The organism is Pseudarthrobacter sulfonivorans, assembly GCF_031454915.1.
Lineage (GTDB): Bacteria > Actinomycetota > Actinomycetes > Actinomycetales > Micrococcaceae > Arthrobacter > Arthrobacter sulfonivorans_C.
The window spans coordinates 203,395-218,160 of the sequence record NZ_JAVDRS010000002.1 but is presented as its reverse complement, the minus strand read 5'-3'; the positions used below and the strand labels follow the sequence as shown (position 1 = coordinate 218,160).

The 14,766-nt window shown below is 65.0% G+C and carries 13 protein-coding genes; 7 read left to right on the top strand and 6 right to left on the bottom strand.

From position 1 onward, the window contains the following. Positions 1 to 174 precede the first annotated feature (174 nt). From J2808_RS04870 to J2808_RS04860, 3 genes are all read left to right on the top strand, one after another. A complete protein-coding gene (locus J2808_RS04870; protein ID WP_309812454.1) occupies positions 175 to 360 on the top strand; it encodes a hypothetical protein in 186 nt (61 codons plus the stop codon). A gap of 264 nt (positions 361 to 624) precedes the next feature. Next, a complete protein-coding gene (locus J2808_RS04865) occupies positions 625 to 3,603 on the top strand; it encodes an exo-alpha-sialidase (RefSeq protein WP_309812450.1) in 2,979 nt (992 codons plus the stop codon). Positions 3,604 to 3,979: 376 nt separating this feature from the next. After that, positions 3,980 to 7,111, top strand: coding sequence for a S8 family peptidase (locus tag J2808_RS04860; protein WP_309814150.1), 3,132 nt, complete (start codon positions 3,980 to 3,982; stop codon positions 7,109 to 7,111). An 81-nt stretch (positions 7,112 to 7,192) separates the two neighbouring features. Here J2808_RS04860 and J2808_RS04855 read toward each other — a convergent pair whose 3' ends face one another. The 4 genes from J2808_RS04855 to J2808_RS04840 are packed head-to-tail and all read right to left on the bottom strand — an operon-like array spanning position 7,193 to position 9,523. Beyond that, on the bottom strand, positions 7,193 to 7,519 hold the full coding sequence (locus J2808_RS04855) for a serine protease inhibitor (RefSeq protein ID WP_397427985.1): 327 nt from the start codon (positions 7,517 to 7,519) through the stop codon (positions 7,193 to 7,195). 23 nt (positions 7,520 to 7,542) lie between these two features. Continuing rightward, entirely contained in the window at positions 7,543 to 8,475 is a 933-nt protein-coding gene (locus tag J2808_RS04850; protein ID WP_309812443.1) for a 3-methyladenine DNA glycosylase, read from the bottom strand. Continuing rightward, complete coding sequence (locus J2808_RS04845; RefSeq protein ID WP_309812441.1) at positions 8,453 to 9,016, bottom strand: subtilase-type protease inhibitor; 564 nt, start codon at positions 9,014 to 9,016, stop codon at positions 8,453 to 8,455. The genes J2808_RS04850 and J2808_RS04845 overlap by 23 nt, the downstream gene beginning before the upstream one ends. Positions 9,017 to 9,040: 24 nt before the next feature. Further along, entirely contained in the window at positions 9,041 to 9,523 is a 483-nt protein-coding gene (locus J2808_RS04840; protein ID WP_309812439.1) for a MarR family winged helix-turn-helix transcriptional regulator, read from the bottom strand. A gap of 79 nt (positions 9,524 to 9,602) precedes the next feature. Between J2808_RS04840 and J2808_RS04835 the strand changes: the two genes are divergently transcribed. Then, positions 9,603 to 9,845, top strand: coding sequence for a hypothetical protein (locus tag J2808_RS04835; RefSeq protein ID WP_309812437.1), 243 nt, complete (start codon positions 9,603 to 9,605; stop codon positions 9,843 to 9,845). 128 nt (positions 9,846 to 9,973) lie between these two features. Continuing rightward, on the top strand, positions 9,974 to 10,189 hold the full coding sequence (locus J2808_RS04830) for a hypothetical protein (protein WP_309812432.1): 216 nt from the start codon (positions 9,974 to 9,976) through the stop codon (positions 10,187 to 10,189). Between the two features lie 144 nt (positions 10,190 to 10,333). Here the strand turns inward: J2808_RS04830 and J2808_RS04825 are convergent, their stop codons facing one another. Beyond that, positions 10,334 to 11,692 carry an aspartate kinase gene (locus tag J2808_RS04825; RefSeq protein ID WP_309812430.1) on the bottom strand — a complete coding sequence of 453 codons (1,359 nt, stop codon included), beginning with the start codon at positions 11,690 to 11,692 and terminating at the stop codon, positions 10,334 to 10,336. A 216-nt stretch (positions 11,693 to 11,908) separates the two neighbouring features. On the opposite strand from J2808_RS04825, the gene J2808_RS04820 reads away from it, so the two are divergent. Beyond that, entirely contained in the window at positions 11,909 to 12,880 is a 972-nt protein-coding gene (locus tag J2808_RS04820; RefSeq protein WP_309812428.1) for an ABC transporter ATP-binding protein, read from the top strand. After that, positions 12,877 to 14,031, top strand: a complete 1,155-nt coding sequence (locus tag J2808_RS04815; protein ID WP_309812424.1) for an ABC transporter permease — start codon at positions 12,877 to 12,879, stop codon at positions 14,029 to 14,031. Before J2808_RS04820 ends, J2808_RS04815 begins: the two co-directional genes overlap by 4 nt. Positions 14,032 to 14,164: 133 nt before the next feature. On the opposite strand, the gene recR is transcribed toward J2808_RS04815, so the two are convergent. Beyond that, positions 14,165 to 14,764 carry a recombination mediator RecR gene (recR, locus tag J2808_RS04810; RefSeq protein ID WP_164202505.1) on the bottom strand — a complete coding sequence of 200 codons (600 nt, stop codon included), beginning with the start codon at positions 14,762 to 14,764 and terminating at the stop codon, positions 14,165 to 14,167. Between the last annotated feature and the right edge of the window lie 2 nt (positions 14,765 to 14,766).

Sequence of the window (14,766 nt, the reverse complement as noted above, 5' to 3'; positions counted from 1 at the left end):
TGTGCAACGGTGGGGACGGGCGCTCCGCGAGCTTGCAAGCCCATTCTACCGGCCGAAGTGCTGGACCCTGTATTCGGTGGGCTCCGTCACTGTCATCCGGCGGGAAGGGCTTTCGGGAGGTGCAGAACGACGGCGGCTCTGGCCTCGCGGAGCCAGCGTCACTAGGATTGCGGAATGGCTGAAAAATCGAAATCCCTGCTGTTGCCGGTGATGGCCGTTGCCGTTTTTGCCGGACTCGGCCGGATGGTGCTGCAAAAGATCAAGGCGGACCGGGCGGCCCGCGAAACCCGCGTGGCCGGGCCTGTGGACGAAAAGACGCGCCAGTGGATCAGCGACGTGGTGCGCACGCCCAGGCAGTAGGCTACACGCCTTAGCCGCGCGTACAGCCGGCTGGTCAAACTTAGTCAAAACTCGCAAAGCGGGCGTCCCGAGACGGGGCGCCCGCTTTTTGTTCACCGGTTCAGTGTCGGCCGGGGCTGTCACCTGGGCTACTTCCCAAAACTCCTAGCCAGGTGACTCTCTACACACTATGGTCATAGGACGTCGTATGTGGCAGGTGGTATCACTAGGACCACGTGTGGCCAATTCTCCCGATCCGCCGCCTCAGCGGCGCCTTGAAAGGATATGGATTTGCGAATTTCCACCTCACGCAGCAGACACCGACACGTGGCCCGCGCGGCAGGAGCCGGGCTGGTGGCGCTAACGCTGCTGGCTGGATCCGGGATTGCCGCGCAGGCCGCCCCCATCCCGCCGAACAGCCCGGCGTTGGCCCCCGGCAGCTTCACCGAGGCCAACATCGGCGCGGACCGAACGGCGGCTAATTTCTTCTACCGGATCCCTGCCCTGACGTACTTGGGCAACAACGTGGTCCTCGCGTCCTGGGACGGCCGCCCCGGCAGCGCGGCAGATGCCCCCAACGCCAACTCGATCGTGCAGCGCCGCAGCACTGACGGCGGCCAGACATGGGGACCTGTGCAGGTCATCGCCGCCGGTCACGTGGGCAATGCCACCACGCCGAAGTACGGTTACAGCGACCCCTCCTACATCTACGACTCCGAGGCCGGCAAGGTCTTCGCGTTGTTCGTCTACTCCAAGGACCAGGGCTTCTTCGGCAGCCAGTTCGGCAACAACGACGCCGACCGCAGCGTGATCTCCTCGGCGGTCATCGAATCCTCCGACGCAGGTGTTAACTGGAGCCAGCCGCGGCTCATCACCAACGTCACCAAGCCCGGCACCAGCAAGACCAGCCCGGCAGCCGGCGATATCCGCTCCAACTTCGCGTCTTCCGGCGAAGGCATCCAGCTCAAGTACGGCCAGTACAAGGGCCGCCTCATCCAGCAGTACGCCGGCGATGTCCGCCAGGCTGACGGCAGCAACAAGATCCAGGCCTACAGCGTCTACTCGGACGATCACGGCGCGACCTGGCACAAGGGTGCCAACGTGGGCGACCGCATGGATGAAAACAAAACGGTTGAACTCTCCGACGGCCGCGTCCTGCTGAACTCCCGCGACAACGCCAACCAGGGCTACCGCAAGGTGGCCATCTCCACCGACGGCGGCGCCACTTACGGGCCCGTCACGCAGGACACAGAACTGCCGGACCCGGCCAACAACGGCGCCATCGCCCGTATGTTCCCGGCCGCAGCGCAGGGCTCGGCGGACGCCAAGAAGCTCATCTTCACCAATTCCAATTCCAAGACCGGCCGCGAGAACGTCTCCGCCCGCGTCTCCTGCGACGACGGCGCCACCTGGCCCGGCGTGCGCACCATCCGCTCCGGCTTTTCCGCCTACTCAACCGTGTCCCGGCTCGAGGACGGCAAGTTCGGCGTCCTGTACGAGGGCAACTACACGGACAACATCCAGTTCGCGAAGTTCGACGACGCGTGGCTGAACTACGCCTGCGCCCCGCTGTCCGTCCCCGCCGTCACCACCGCCCCCAGTGCCACCTCACAGGTAGCGGTCACCGTCACCAACCAGGAGGCAACTACCCTCTCCGGCGCGACTGCGACGGTCTACACCCCCACCGGCTGGACCGCCACCACAGTGCCGGTTCCCGACGTCGCGCCCGGCGCTTCGGCCACCGTCAACGTGGCAGTGACCGCCCCCGCAAACGCCAGCGGCCCGCAAAACCTCAACGCGGCCTTTACGACGGCGGATGGCCGGGTCTCGCAGTTCACGTTCACCGCCACCGTTCCGGTGGCCCCGCAGGTGGGCCTCACCATCACCGGAGCGGCTCCTGCCCGCGACGTCATCGCCAACCCCTACCAGGCCGGCGATGTCCTGGCGTATACCTTCGCGGTCAAGAGCACCGCCAACGTGACGGCGAACTCCGTGCCAGTCTCCGGCAACTTCGACGCCGGCTTCCTGCCGCCCGCTCCGGAAGCGCCCAGCGTCCCCAACTGCCGGTTCAACAACCTGGCCGCCGGTGCCAACTACACCTGCACCACAGCCAAGCACACCTTGACCGCAGGGGATATCGAGCGCGGTTACTTCGTCCCCGAGGCGAGCTTCACCGTCACGGCCAGCGCCACGCCGTCGCTCACCAAAACGGTGCCGTTCACCGGCACTGCGGTGGCCTTGCGTGACGGATTGCTGGCCGCTGACATCAGCGGTGCGCGTGCCGACGTCGGGCGCGATCTGTCCACCCAGCCCTACGCCGCGGGGGAGCTCGTCCCGTACAGCTTCAGCGTCACCAACACCAGCGCGCTCCTGGAAAGGGTGGTCCCCACCGCAGGCAACTTCAGCCCGTTCGTCCCGGACGGTCCGGGGAACTGCCGCTACAGTGCCCTGCCGGCCGGACAGGACTACACCTGCACCACGCCGCGCCACACCGTCACCGCGGAGGAAGCCGGGCAAGGCTTCTTCGTTCCGAAAACCACGTGGGAGGTCAGCGCCGCGGGCCAGACCACCAGAACGTTCGCAATCGACGGCGGCGAAGTGGACCTCAAGGTCCGCGACGCCCAGCTTGCGGGCACTGTTGCCTCGGAGTGGAACGACCGCGACGGCGACCGCTTCGCCAGCGCGGGGGACACCGTCACTTATACGTACATCGTGGGCAACGCCGGCAATGTCTCGCTTACCGGTCTCACCGCCCCGGACGCTTCCATCAGCCAGGACACGCTGGCTGCCGGCGGCGTCGTGACGGCAACACGTGAACACGTCCTGACAGCAGCAGACATCTCGGCAGGCAGGCTCGACGCCGTCGCGTTCGAAGCCACCGCTTCCAACGGCACCAAGTCCGTCAAGGCCGCAGTCTCCGGCGGTGAAATGGTACTGGACCTGAAGCCGGCGCAGCCCGGAACGGATCCTGTCCTGGCCGTCCAGGATCTCGAGGAGCAGGCGGCCCCGTTCGACCTGGGGACGCTGGACAAGTACCGCAACGGCCAGAAAGTCACGCTGAAGGGCCTCGACTATGGCCGGTGGTACTACGTGTACCTGAACAAAAAGAGCTATCGCATCGGCTGGCTTTTCCCCGCCACGGACAACACGGTCGAGTTCATCCTGCCCTCCGATGTGCAGAATGGCCGCGACGACGTGGTGGTGCTGGACCAGGCTGGCAAGCAGGTCACTTTTGACCGGCTGCAGGTGACGCCCAAGGGCTGAGCAGGGCTGATTCCATAAGATCCAGGAAGGCCTCCGAGTGGAGCCGGACTCGTCCTGAGTCCAGTCCCACGAGGGGGCCTTCTTCGCTGCCAACCTCGCGAGAGCGCGGGGCCGGCGGCGGCTCCGGCCCGCCCTGCGGTCCTCAATAGAAAAAGTAGGGGATTGGCCTAGAACTCTCGTGTGTTCTATGTCATATTCAGCTATCAGTCTGTACTGTTTGGAGCGGCTGGTCACAGTATTACAAAACCTGTAATGCCATGTGACGTTTCCAGCTAGTCAGACCGGCAATGTGGCCGGCCGTTCCTCGTGAAAGGTGTAGTCGCTCGTGAATTCCACTGGAAAAAGCCCCATTCGGGGCGGGGGACTCCGGACAGCGATGGCTTTGGCCGTCGGCCTGCCGCTGCTCCTCAGCTCGATGGCGATGAGCCCCGCTACCGCGGCGCCCGCTGAGCCAAACACGGCTGTGGCTTTGAAGAAGGTCAACCCCGGCGACTACCCGGCCGGACGCTACATTGTGGTCCTTGCCGAGAAGCCGGCGGCCACGTACGACGGCGGATCCCCCGGACTCGCAGCGACGAAGCCCCAGAACGGCCGCAAGCTTGACGCCGACCGGCCCGAAGTCCAGCGGTACCAGGCGCACCTTGAAGGCCGGCAGAACGCTGTGGCCGGATCGGAAAATGTCCAGATCAAACGCCAGTTCACGGCCGCCATCAATGGGTTCTCGGCCGACCTGACCGCAGACCAGGCCGTGAAGCTCGCCAAGGACCCTGCCGTCCTGGTGGTTGCCCCGGACACAGAAAACGCGCCCGATTACTCCACCACGGATTTCCTCCGGCTCAGCGGTGAAAACGGCCTGTGGCAGACCGCCTTCGGGGGGCAGGAGAACGCAGGCAAGGGCGTTGTAGTAGGCGTCATCGATTCCGGCTACACGCCCTCCAGCCCGTTCTTCGCCGGCGAAGATGTGCAACCACTCAGTGGCCAGGCCCAAGTGGGGGCTCCGTACCGGACCCCGGATGGCAACATTGCCATGCTCAAGTCCGACGGCGATACATTCGTTGGGGAGTGCCAGAAGGGCCAGGGAACCGGGGCGGCCTTTGATGGCAGCGCCTGCAACTCCAAGGTCCTGAGCGCCCGCTACTTCGCTGACGACTACTTGAACTACTTACCGCCGGAGGACCGGTCGCCCAAAGAACTGATTTCGCCGGTGGATGTGGGAAGCCACGGTACGCACACTGCCAGCACAGCGGCAGGCAACGCGAATGTCCGGGCCAACCTTGGTGCACTCGATATGGGCATCACCAGCGGTGTGGCGCCGGCGGCAAAGATCTCCGTTTACAAGGTCTGCTGGGAGGACAACAACCCGGCCACGGGCGGGTGCTTCAGCTCCGCCTCCCTTGCGGCCATCAACCAGGCAATCCTGGACGGTGTGGATGTGCTGAACTACTCGATCTCTGGCAGTACCTCAACCACCACGGACCCGGTTTCCCTGGCCTTCCTCTCTGCGGCCTCTGCCGGAATTTTCGTTGCGGCATCTGCAGGAAACTCAGGGCCCACGCCAAGCACGGTCAACCACGGCGCACCGTGGTTGACCACAGTGGCCGCCAGTTCCTTTTCCACGGAGCTGCAGGGAACCGTCGAGTTCGCGGACGGCAGCAAATACCGCGGCGCCAGTCTCATGGCCGCTCCTGTTCCTGCGAGCAATGTTGTGCTCGCAGGAAGTGCCGCAGCCGCAGGGGCAGCAAACCCGGAACTATGCGCACCCAATGCCCTGGATCCAGCCAAGGTGGCGGGAAAGATTGTTGTCTGCGACCGCGGAGTGGTGGACCGCGTCGCCAAGAGCGCCGAGGTGCTGCGTGCCGGCGGCGTCGGCATGATCCTGGTCAACGTGACCTCGTCCTCCGAGGACCTTGACCGCCATGCGGTGCCCACGGTGCACGTGAACCCGCCGGCGACCCAGCAGATCAAAGACAAGCTCGCCGCCAACCCGGGCATCAAGGCCGCACTGGTGAACGCGGATACTACCGGTCTTCCGGCGCCGCCGCAGCCGCAGGTCGCCGGATTCTCCTCCCGTGGCCCGCTGGTGGCCACCGGCTCAGACCTGCTCAAGCCCGACGTGGCAGCGCCGGGCGTCGCGGTGCTGGCGGGCGTGTCGCCGATTGGCTCGGGCGGCGACCAGTTCGGCATGATGTCAGGGACGTCGATGGCTGCGCCGCATGTCGCCGGGTTTGGCGCCTTGGTTCTGGCAAAGAACCCCAAATGGTCGCCGGCCACCGTCAAGTCCGCCATGATGACAACGGCAGCTGATATCAAGAATCCAGACGGTACCCGGAACGGCGACGTGTTCGCCACCGGCGCAGGCCAGGTAGATGTTGCCAGGGTCCTCGACCCGGGCCTGGTCTACGACAATTCAGCGGACGACTACCTGAAGTTCATCCAGGGCACGGGCCTGGATCTGGGCATCCCGGATCTCGGGACAACCGCGCCGCGGAACATGAATGTTGCCTCGTTTGCGCTGGGGGCGCTCGCCGGGACAATAGAGGTCACCCGGACCGTGACCGCGCTGACGCCCGGCATTTACCGGGCCAAGGCGAACGTTCCTGGCATCAAGGTGACGGTCACGCCGTCGATCCTTAGTTTCAGCGCCGCCGGCGAGAAGCGCACTTTTAAGGTCAAGTTCGAGAACGCCAACGCTGCTTTGGGGCAGTTTGCCATGGGCAACCTGGTCTGGGAGGGTGCCGGCAAGAAGGTGGCCTCGCCGGTGGCCGTCTGTCCGCAGTCGGTTGTGGCGCCCGAGAATGTGGCATTCACGTCCGAAGGAGGCACGGGGCAGGGTGACATTCCCGTGGTTTCCGGCACCAATTCGCCTGTGAACATCGGCTTGGACGGTCTGTCTAAGGCTGACTCCTCCGCCATCGAGCTGGTTCCTGGACCAATGGCCCTGGCGGCGGACGGGTCCAACTTCGTCAAGGAGGTCACTGTTGCTGCTGGATCGCCGTTGGCAAAGTTCTCTGTCTATTCATCGGACGAGAACGCCGACTTCGACATGGTGGTTGTCAACCCGGCGGGACAGGCACTGCTGGCACAGACCGGCTCGGCCAGTGAATCCCTGTCTGTTCCGAATCCGGCACCGGGCGTCTACACGATGTTCGTGAACCTGTTTGCCAGCCCGAACGGTCAGCCCACCAAGGCGACTGTGGACGCCGCAGTGCTTGGCGCCAACGTCGGGAATGCAACGGTGACCCCCAACCCGCTGCGGCTCGCGAACGGCCAGTCGGGGACTCTCCGGCTTGGGTGGAAAAATCTCGCCGCGGGCTCCTACATCGGCCGGGTGACGTTCGCCGGTTCAACCCTGCCCACCTTCGTCTCCGTAATTGTCACAGGCGGCAATCCTGTGACCGTCCCTGATGACGAAACGGCTGGTGCGCCGGCCAAGAAAGACAGGGCTAAGCAGGAAAAGAAGAAGCGGGAGGTCCCGGAGTTCTCCGGACACCGCAACATGGACCTCTAGTTCTCCGGAAACAACACGGGAACGCCGCCGGACCGATGGGTCCGGCGGCGTTCCCGTCGACGGCGAAGGGTACCGGCGTCGTCAGGTTTCGCCGCGGGAACCATGCGTCGCGCCTAGCAGCGGAGCCATGGCGCGCCAGCGGGAAATTTCGCAGCCATCAGTTCGCCGGAAAGTCACGCTGACGGGGTGTCCGTTGATGGAACCCGTCACGATGGCCACCTGCGGCCCGCCATATTGCTGCGTGCAGAGTTTCGGTGGGCCCGGTCGGGGAAAAAAGATGTCCTCGCCGAATTCTTCCAAGGCTGACAAAGCTCCTGCCGGATCAGGCAGCGTGCACCCGTCAGCAAGGCGGCTATCGCGGACTATCAGCCGGAATTTGTACTCAGGGGCACCGGCATCATCGGTCACCCTGATGGTCAAGTCCAGGTCCTTCATGCCGGCCCTTCAGGACGCAGCGGGGCCAGCGCCTGCGCCACGCGCCCGCGAAGTCCAGCGGCTTCCGCCGCGAATGCCCGCTGGTGGCCCACATAGGCCGCTTTGCCCTCGGGTGTCTCGATCGGGATGGGAGGGTAGCCCCACTCTGCAAGGTCGTAAGGCGACGCCTGCATGTCCATGGCGCGGATCCGCCAGGACAGTTCGAAGCAGTCCATGACCAATTCGCTGGGCAGCGCGGGCAACAGTTTGTAAGCCCACTTGTAGAGGTCCATATTGGCGTGCAGGCACCCGGGCTGTTCCATGTGCCGCTGGCTTTCGCGGCTCGGGGTCAGTTCGTTGAGCCCAACGGCGTCAGGGGTGTAGAAGCGGAAGGCGTCGAAGTGTGAGCACCGGATCCGGTTGTCCTCCACCACCTTGTCCGTGCCGGCCGAACCCAGCCTCAGCTGCAGATATTCATGGCGCAAGTCGAATTTGTCCTGCCGGTAGACCATGGCCCACTCGTGCAGCCCAAAGCAGCCGAACTGGGCCGGCCGGGCCGCGGTTCCGCGGAGGATGATGCCGGCGAAGGTCACGGCTTCATGCCGGTCGGCCAAAAAGGCGCTGCGGTCAAAGGTGACTGCCACAGCCCCTGACGGCAGTCCGACGGCGGCCAGTTCGCCGGCGTCGAGCGTTCTGTAGTGCTTCCAGCCGCTCCGGGCCGCCGCCTCTTCGCCGGTGAGTACGACGCCGGCGCCCGGGTGCCAGCGCTTCAGCTGGCCAGGCTTCTGGGTGTAGTACGTGAAAAGGAAGTCCTCCACCGGGTGCTTCTGCCCTGCCGAGCGGCGGGCCAAGTATGGATCAGCGTAACGGCGGACGCGCTGCTGATGCGCTTCTTCGCGGGCATGCCAGGCATCGGCCGTCAGCAGGCTAAGTTGCTCCACCGCTGGCACCCAGAACGTCCCGGGCTGCCGCCCAGGCACCGATTTCACAGCCGTTGGTGAGCGTGAACGTGGCGTCCACGGGCGTGTCGTCCACAATCCCGGTCACCGTGGCGGTCTGCGGGCCGCCGTACTGTTCGGTGCAGGCCCGGTTGGGATCCTTTACTGCTGGGCTGAGAAGGGCAGCGTTGTCCTTGAGGGCAGCGCAGGCGGCGTCAGCCGTGGGGTGCTTGCTTTCTGCGGTGGAGCGGCCGTCGCGGCAGACCAACGTGTAGCTCACGGCAGGGTCGGTGGAGTTCGGCTTCACCATGATGGAAAGTTCGGCGTTACCGGCGCCGGGGCCGGGTGTCGGGACCGGGGGTGCAGATGGCGGCGGCGCCGGGACTGTGGTCTCGGTATCCGGAGCGGGGGCGTCAGAGGGGCTCTGGCTGGCCGAGGAAGTGGCAGTGGGGCTGGCGGATGATGGCTCGGTTTTGTCCGGCGTTCCCGTGCACGCAGCAAGCCCGGCCACGGCGAGTACCGCCAGCAGTGGCCGTAGTGTTCGCATACGCATGAACCCTCCTAGGTTGCTGCCATTTTACGCTCTGACTGTGTCCTCGTGGACATCCTCGGTGGCGGCGATGAGGGCCATCATGGACCTGTGCAGCTCGCCCACCTGGTCACGGGTCAGTCCCAGCCTTTGCATCATGGTGCCCGGCACGGCGAGGGCCTGCTGCCGCAGCGCGGCGCCGGCGGGAGTCAGTCCCACCGCCAGGCTGCGTTCATTACCGTCCACCCGCTGGCGCGTAATGAAGCCGGCCTCCTCAAGCCGCCGCAGAAGCGGTGAGACGGTGGCCGGGGCCTGGGCCAAAGCCTCGCTGATGTTGCGCAGTGTCCGGGGCGCTGATTCCCAGAGGCAGAGCATCACGAGGTATTGCGGGTGGGTCAGGCCCAGCTTTTCCAGGACAGGCTTATAGGCGCCTACAACGCTTCGCGATGCCACAGTGAGCGCAAAGCAGAGCTGCTCCTCCAGCAGGAGGTCATCGTCCTGGTGCCACGCGGCCCCGGATATTGCCGTCATCACAATCCTCCAATAGTTAGTGCACTAATTATTAGCGTACACTGGAACGAGTAATTGGTTCTATCGAAGGGTTTACTTCATGGGCAAAGGCAACTCGGCGGACAAGGGAAACGCGTCCCAGCGGTTCATGCGGGCAATGGGCAGGCTCCGGATCATTCTCGGCCCGGCCAACCGCAGCTCTCTGGTGCATGACATGACCGAGGAGAACAGGTCGCTGCTGGCCCAGCGCGAGAAGGAGACCCAGCAGTGGGAGACCCTGCGGCGCCCGGACGGAAGCACTTACGTTGTGCCTAAAAACCCGGGCGACCAGTCCCTGCGCTGAATTCGCGCTGCCCGTCCAGGCCAAACCCTTGCGGGGCCTTTTGGGGGCTCCGGGCGTAAAATAAGGGCACTGACTCCAGCTGGGGTCAGTGGCTCTTTCGCCCGCAATGTGGGAAGGGGGTGGAAACAATGGGACACGCGCTTACAGGCTTTATGAACGCGACGGACAGGCTCCGTTTTGTGTTCGGGCCGGCAACGCGTCTGGACTCGGATGCACCCGTAATCCACAAGCATGACCAATACGAGCAGGCCTCTGACGAGGATCTTTCCCACTTCGTAGTGGAAACAGATTCCGACGGACATCACTATGCGGTGCGCCGCGAAGATATGGACAAGCTGGTCTAATACAAAAGCAACGCGGGGGCACTCCCGGCCCGATAAACCATGGTTATCAGGCCGGGAGTGCCCCTCCCCGCCCGCGCCCTAGCCTCGCAAGCTCGGCCAGGGAACCCTGCGGGGCGTGGGCCCTCGTTGCTTTCTAAAAGCGGCCTAGCGGCCAGTGCCGCCGTAGACGGTTGCCTCGTCTTCGCTGTCCAGGTCGAACGCCTTGTGGATGGCACGGACTGCGTCATCGAGAAGATCGGCGTGCGTGACCACGGAGATCCGGATCTCCGAGGTGGAGATCATGTTGATGTTGATCCCGGCGTCGGACAGCGCCTTGAAGAATGTCGCGGAGACGCCGGGGTGGGACCGCATGCCTGCCCCGATGAGGGACAGCTTGCCGATCTGCTCGTTGTATTCGATGTTCTCGAAGCCGATGTCCGGCTGGGCAGCCTTGAGGGCCGCAAGGGCTTCGGCGCCTTCGACGATGGGGAGCGTGAACGAAATATCTGTCCGGCCGGTGCCGTGGGTGGAAACGTTCTGCACGATCATGTCGATGTTCGAGTGCGCATCGGCGATGACTTGGAAGATCGCAGCGGCCTTGCCGGGGATGTCCGGCACACCCACCACGGTGACCTTGGCTTCGGAACGGTCATGTGCAACGCCGGAGATGATTGGCTGCTCCAAGGCAACTCCCTCTTGAGTGGTGATCTTGTCTTCGGCGCTGGGGATGACCCACGTGCCTTCGTTCTGGCTGAATGAGGACCGGACGTGCAGGGGCACGCCGAACCGGCGGGCGTACTCGACGCAGCGCAGGTGGAGGATCTTGGCGCCGGATGCGGCGAGTTCGAGCATTTCCTCGCTGGAAATGGTGTCGATTTTCTGGGCGGAAGGGACCACCCGTGGGTCCGCGGTATAGATGCCGTCAACGTCGGTGTAGATCTCGCAGACGTCCGCTTCCAGCGCCGCCGCCAGGGCAACGGCTGTGGTGTCAGAGCCGCCACGGCCAAGGGTGGTGATTTCGTTGGTGGTGCGGCTCATGCCCTGGAATCCGGCAACGATGGCGATGTGTCCCTTGTCCAGGGAGGTGCGGATGCGGTGCGGATCAACGTCGATGATGCGCGCCTTGCCGTGGATGCCGTCGGTGATCATGCCGGCCTGGGAGCCCGTGAAGGACTGGGCGGAGGCGCCCAGCTTGTTGATGGCCATGGCCAGCAGTGCCATGGAGATGCGCTCTCCGGCGGAGAGGAGCATGTCCATCTCGCGGGCGGGGGCGGAATCGGTGACCTGGCCGGCGAGGTCCAGCAGTTCGTCGGTGGTGTCGCCCATTGCGGAGACCACCACCACCACTTCGTTGCCGGCCCGTTGGGCGTCGACCACGCGCTTTGCAACGCGCTTGACGCCGGCGGCGTCCGAGACGGAGGACCCGCCGAACTTCTGCACGATCAGCTGTTTGGTCACGGCAGCACCGTTGGACAGCGTCTGTGGCTGCGTTGCTGCGTGCACTTCGGAAGTGGGCGTACTCATGCGCGTACCTTCACTGGATCAATCGGAGTTCTGGGGGTCAGGCACGGCCTTAGCGGCTGGACGGCGTGACGTGTTCAGCCCAGTTTATCGCCGCTGGCCGCCGACGCGGAATTGTGACCGAATCTCAGCCTTCCGGCGGACAACGCGAACGTGGGGGCGGGCGTAGGCTCAGACAGGTATGCATGCCACGGTTTGGGGGAAACAGGTGCTCGGGGAATGACAGCAAACAAGGACGAAATGGACGTTCCGGCCCAGCCGGAAGGCCGTGGGAATGATGGCATCACCGCCACGGGCGTGAGCCGCAGTTTCGGGCAGGTGCACGCCGTCGAGCACATGGATTTCCACGCTGAAGCGGGTAAAGTCACTGCCCTGATCGGGCCCAACGGCGCCGGCAAAACCACATTGTTGCTGATGCTGGCCTCGCTGCTGGCGCCGGATTCCGGCACTGTCACGGTGGAAGGGCTTGATCCGCAGCACCACCGGGCGGAGGTGCGCCGGCGGATCGGCTGGATGCCGGACACCCTGGGCGTGTGGGAGACTCTGACAGCCCGCGAGATCCTCACGCAGATGGCTCGCTTCTACCGGCTGCCCAAGGCCGGAATTGCGCAGCGGGTTACCGGCATGCTGGACCGCGTACGCCTCACCGACCTGGCGGACCAGCCCGCCCGGGTACTGTCCCGCGGACAGCAGCAGCGGCTCAGCCTGGCCCGCGCCCTGATCCACGATCCGTCCGTCCTGCTCCTCGATGAGCCCGCGTCCGGGCTGGACCCCGGGTCGCGCGTAGAGCTGCGCGTTATGCTGCGGCAGTTGGCGGCGGAGGGAAAGTCTGTTGTGGTCTCGTCCCATGTGCTCAGTGAGCTCGACGAAATCGCCGACGCCGCCGTTTTCGTCAACCGCGGACGGACCGTGCGGCACCAGAGCACTGACGAGGCCGCGGCCGCAGGGCGGCGCTACGCCATCGCTGCCACGGACGGCGCTGTGCTCGCCTCCAAACTGACCGAACTGGGCCTCACCTTCCGGGTGGAAGACGGCCGCCGGCCCGCCGTCAGCCTGATGTTGCTGAACGACGACGACGCCGCCCGCCTCCTGCGCGACCTGGTGCTCGCCGGCGTCGCGGTCACGTCCTTTGCGCCCGCCTCGGGTGCCTTGGAAGAGACCTACATGAACCTTGAGGGGGAGCGGCGATGAGCCAGCTGACAGATACGACACACCGTGCGCCTGCCGCAGGCCGGGCTACCGGCTACCTTGCCGGTATCCGGGATGTGGTGGTCCTGGAACTCAAACAGCGGTTGCGATCACGCGGCTGGTACATCATGCTGGCCATCTGGTTCATCCTGACCGGCCTGGTGACCTGGCTGACGTGGGCCAGTTGGAATGCCCAGCGCGAAGCTCAGCAGGCCTACATCGACATCAACCCGGCGGACATTCCCGGGCCGGGGTCCATGATCTTCGAAGTGGTCCTGGCCTTTGTCCTCCTTTTCGCCTTGCTTGTGGCGCCGGCCCTGTCTGCCAATGCAGTCAACGGCGACCGGGCGGGCGGCACCCTGGCCATCCTGCAGGTGACGTTGCTCCGGCCGGGGCAGATCCTGTGGGGCAAGTTTCTTGCCGCGTGGGCCGCTGCCCTGGCTTTCCTGGTTGCCAGCACGCCGTTCCTGGTGATCGGTGTGGCCCTGGGCGGAATGACGCCCGGGCATGTCGTGGTGGCCCTGCTGATGCTGGCGGTTGAGGTGGGAGTGGTGTGTGCCATCGGCGTCGGAATTTCCGCACTCGCGGGGCGCCCGCTGTTCTCCATTGTGGTCACGTACCTTGCCGTGGCCGGACTCGTCTTCGGCTCGCTGATTGCCTTTGGCCTCGGCACCGGGCTCTCGCAGGGCACCATCATGGCCAACCAGGCCCAGTACCGCGGCTACTCACCCTACGAACCCGCGCAGGAGCAGCCCTCGCCAATGGAGCCGGAGTACACGTGCTCGGGACCCCTGCAGGAGCAGCCGGCCGTTCACACTGATCGGGTGGCGTGGATGCTGGCCATGAACCCTTACGTCGTGGTGGCAGACGCCATTCCTTACCCTGTGCGGACCTCCAGTTCCTTCGGTATGTCATCACCGGTGGGGGCCATTGAGACCATTAGCCAGGGAGCGCGCTACGCCATGGCAGGGCCTGCGGGCACGTACCCCTGCGCCAACGGTGAAGCCAAGCCACGCTACCTGGCACAGTCAACTCCCTTGTGGCCGCTGGGGCTCGGCCTGCAGCTGCTGCTTGCCGGGCTGCTGATGTGGCTGGGATGGCGCTCGCTGCGCACCCCGGCGCACAGGCTGGCGCGGGGAACCCGCATCGCCTGAGCCCGCCACTGAACGGACTCTCTCCGCCGGTCCCCGACGGGGAGAGTCCGTCGTCGCAAAGTGGAGGCCAAGCTGAACGCAGCCTGGGTAAACCCGGCCTGCTGCCCGTTCACGTCAGGTGAGGTCAAATCCCTTAGGTCAGTGCGTTTCGGCGGCCCTCGAAAGCGCGGCCGAGGGTAACCTCGTCGGCGTATTCAAGGTCGCCGCCCACGGGCAGTCCGGAGGCGAGCCTGGTGACGGCAATGCCGATCGTCTTGAGCATGCGGGCAAGGTACGTGGCCGTCGCTTCACCTTCGAGATTGGGGTCGGTGGCGATGATGACTTCCTGGATGGCGCCGTCGTTCAGCCGTGTCAGGAGCTCGCGGATCCGCAACTGCTCGGGTCCCACGCCGGCAATGGGATTGATGGCCCCGCCCAGTACGTGATACCGGCCGCGGAAGGAGCGCGTGCGCTCCACCGCCAGGACGTCCTTGGATTCCTCCACCACACAGATGACCGACGGGTCGCGCCGGGGGTCCCGGCAGATGTTGCACAGTTCCTGCTCCGTGACGTTGCCGCACACGGTGCAGAACTTCACGCGCTCCTTCACCGTGGTGATGGCTTCGACCAGGCGTTTCATGTCCTGCGGGTCGGCTTCGAGGATGTGGAAGGCCAGCCGTTGGGCGGACTTGGGACCTACACCGGGAAGGCGTCCGAGCTCATCGATTAGCTCTTGGACTGCACCTTCGTACACGT

Excerpts from the sequence above, each read along its gene's own strand:
- J2808_RS04870 (WP_309812454.1), top strand. The coding sequence starts at position 175 with ATGGCTGAAAAATCGAAATCCCTGCTGTTGCCGGTGATGGCCGTTGCC.
- J2808_RS04865 (WP_309812450.1), top strand. The coding sequence starts at position 625 with ATGGATTTGCGAATTTCCACCTCACGCAGCAGACACCGACACGTGGCC.
- J2808_RS04860 (WP_309814150.1), top strand. The coding sequence starts at position 3,980 with ATGGCTTTGGCCGTCGGCCTGCCGCTGCTCCTCAGCTCGATGGCGATG.
- J2808_RS04845 (WP_309812441.1), bottom strand. The coding sequence starts at position 9,016 with ATGCGTATGCGAACACTACGGCCACTGCTGGCGGTACTCGCCGTGGCC.
- J2808_RS04840 (WP_309812439.1), bottom strand. The coding sequence starts at position 9,523 with ATGACGGCAATATCCGGGGCCGCGTGGCACCAGGACGATGACCTCCTG.
- J2808_RS04835 (WP_309812437.1), top strand. The coding sequence starts at position 9,603 with ATGGGCAAAGGCAACTCGGCGGACAAGGGAAACGCGTCCCAGCGGTTC.
- J2808_RS04830 (WP_309812432.1), top strand. The coding sequence starts at position 9,974 with ATGGGACACGCGCTTACAGGCTTTATGAACGCGACGGACAGGCTCCGT.
- J2808_RS04825 (WP_309812430.1), bottom strand. The coding sequence starts at position 11,692 with ATGAGTACGCCCACTTCCGAAGTGCACGCAGCAACGCAGCCACAGACG.
- J2808_RS04820 (WP_309812428.1), top strand. The coding sequence starts at position 11,909 with ATGACAGCAAACAAGGACGAAATGGACGTTCCGGCCCAGCCGGAAGGC.
- J2808_RS04815 (WP_309812424.1), top strand. The coding sequence starts at position 12,877 with ATGAGCCAGCTGACAGATACGACACACCGTGCGCCTGCCGCAGGCCGG.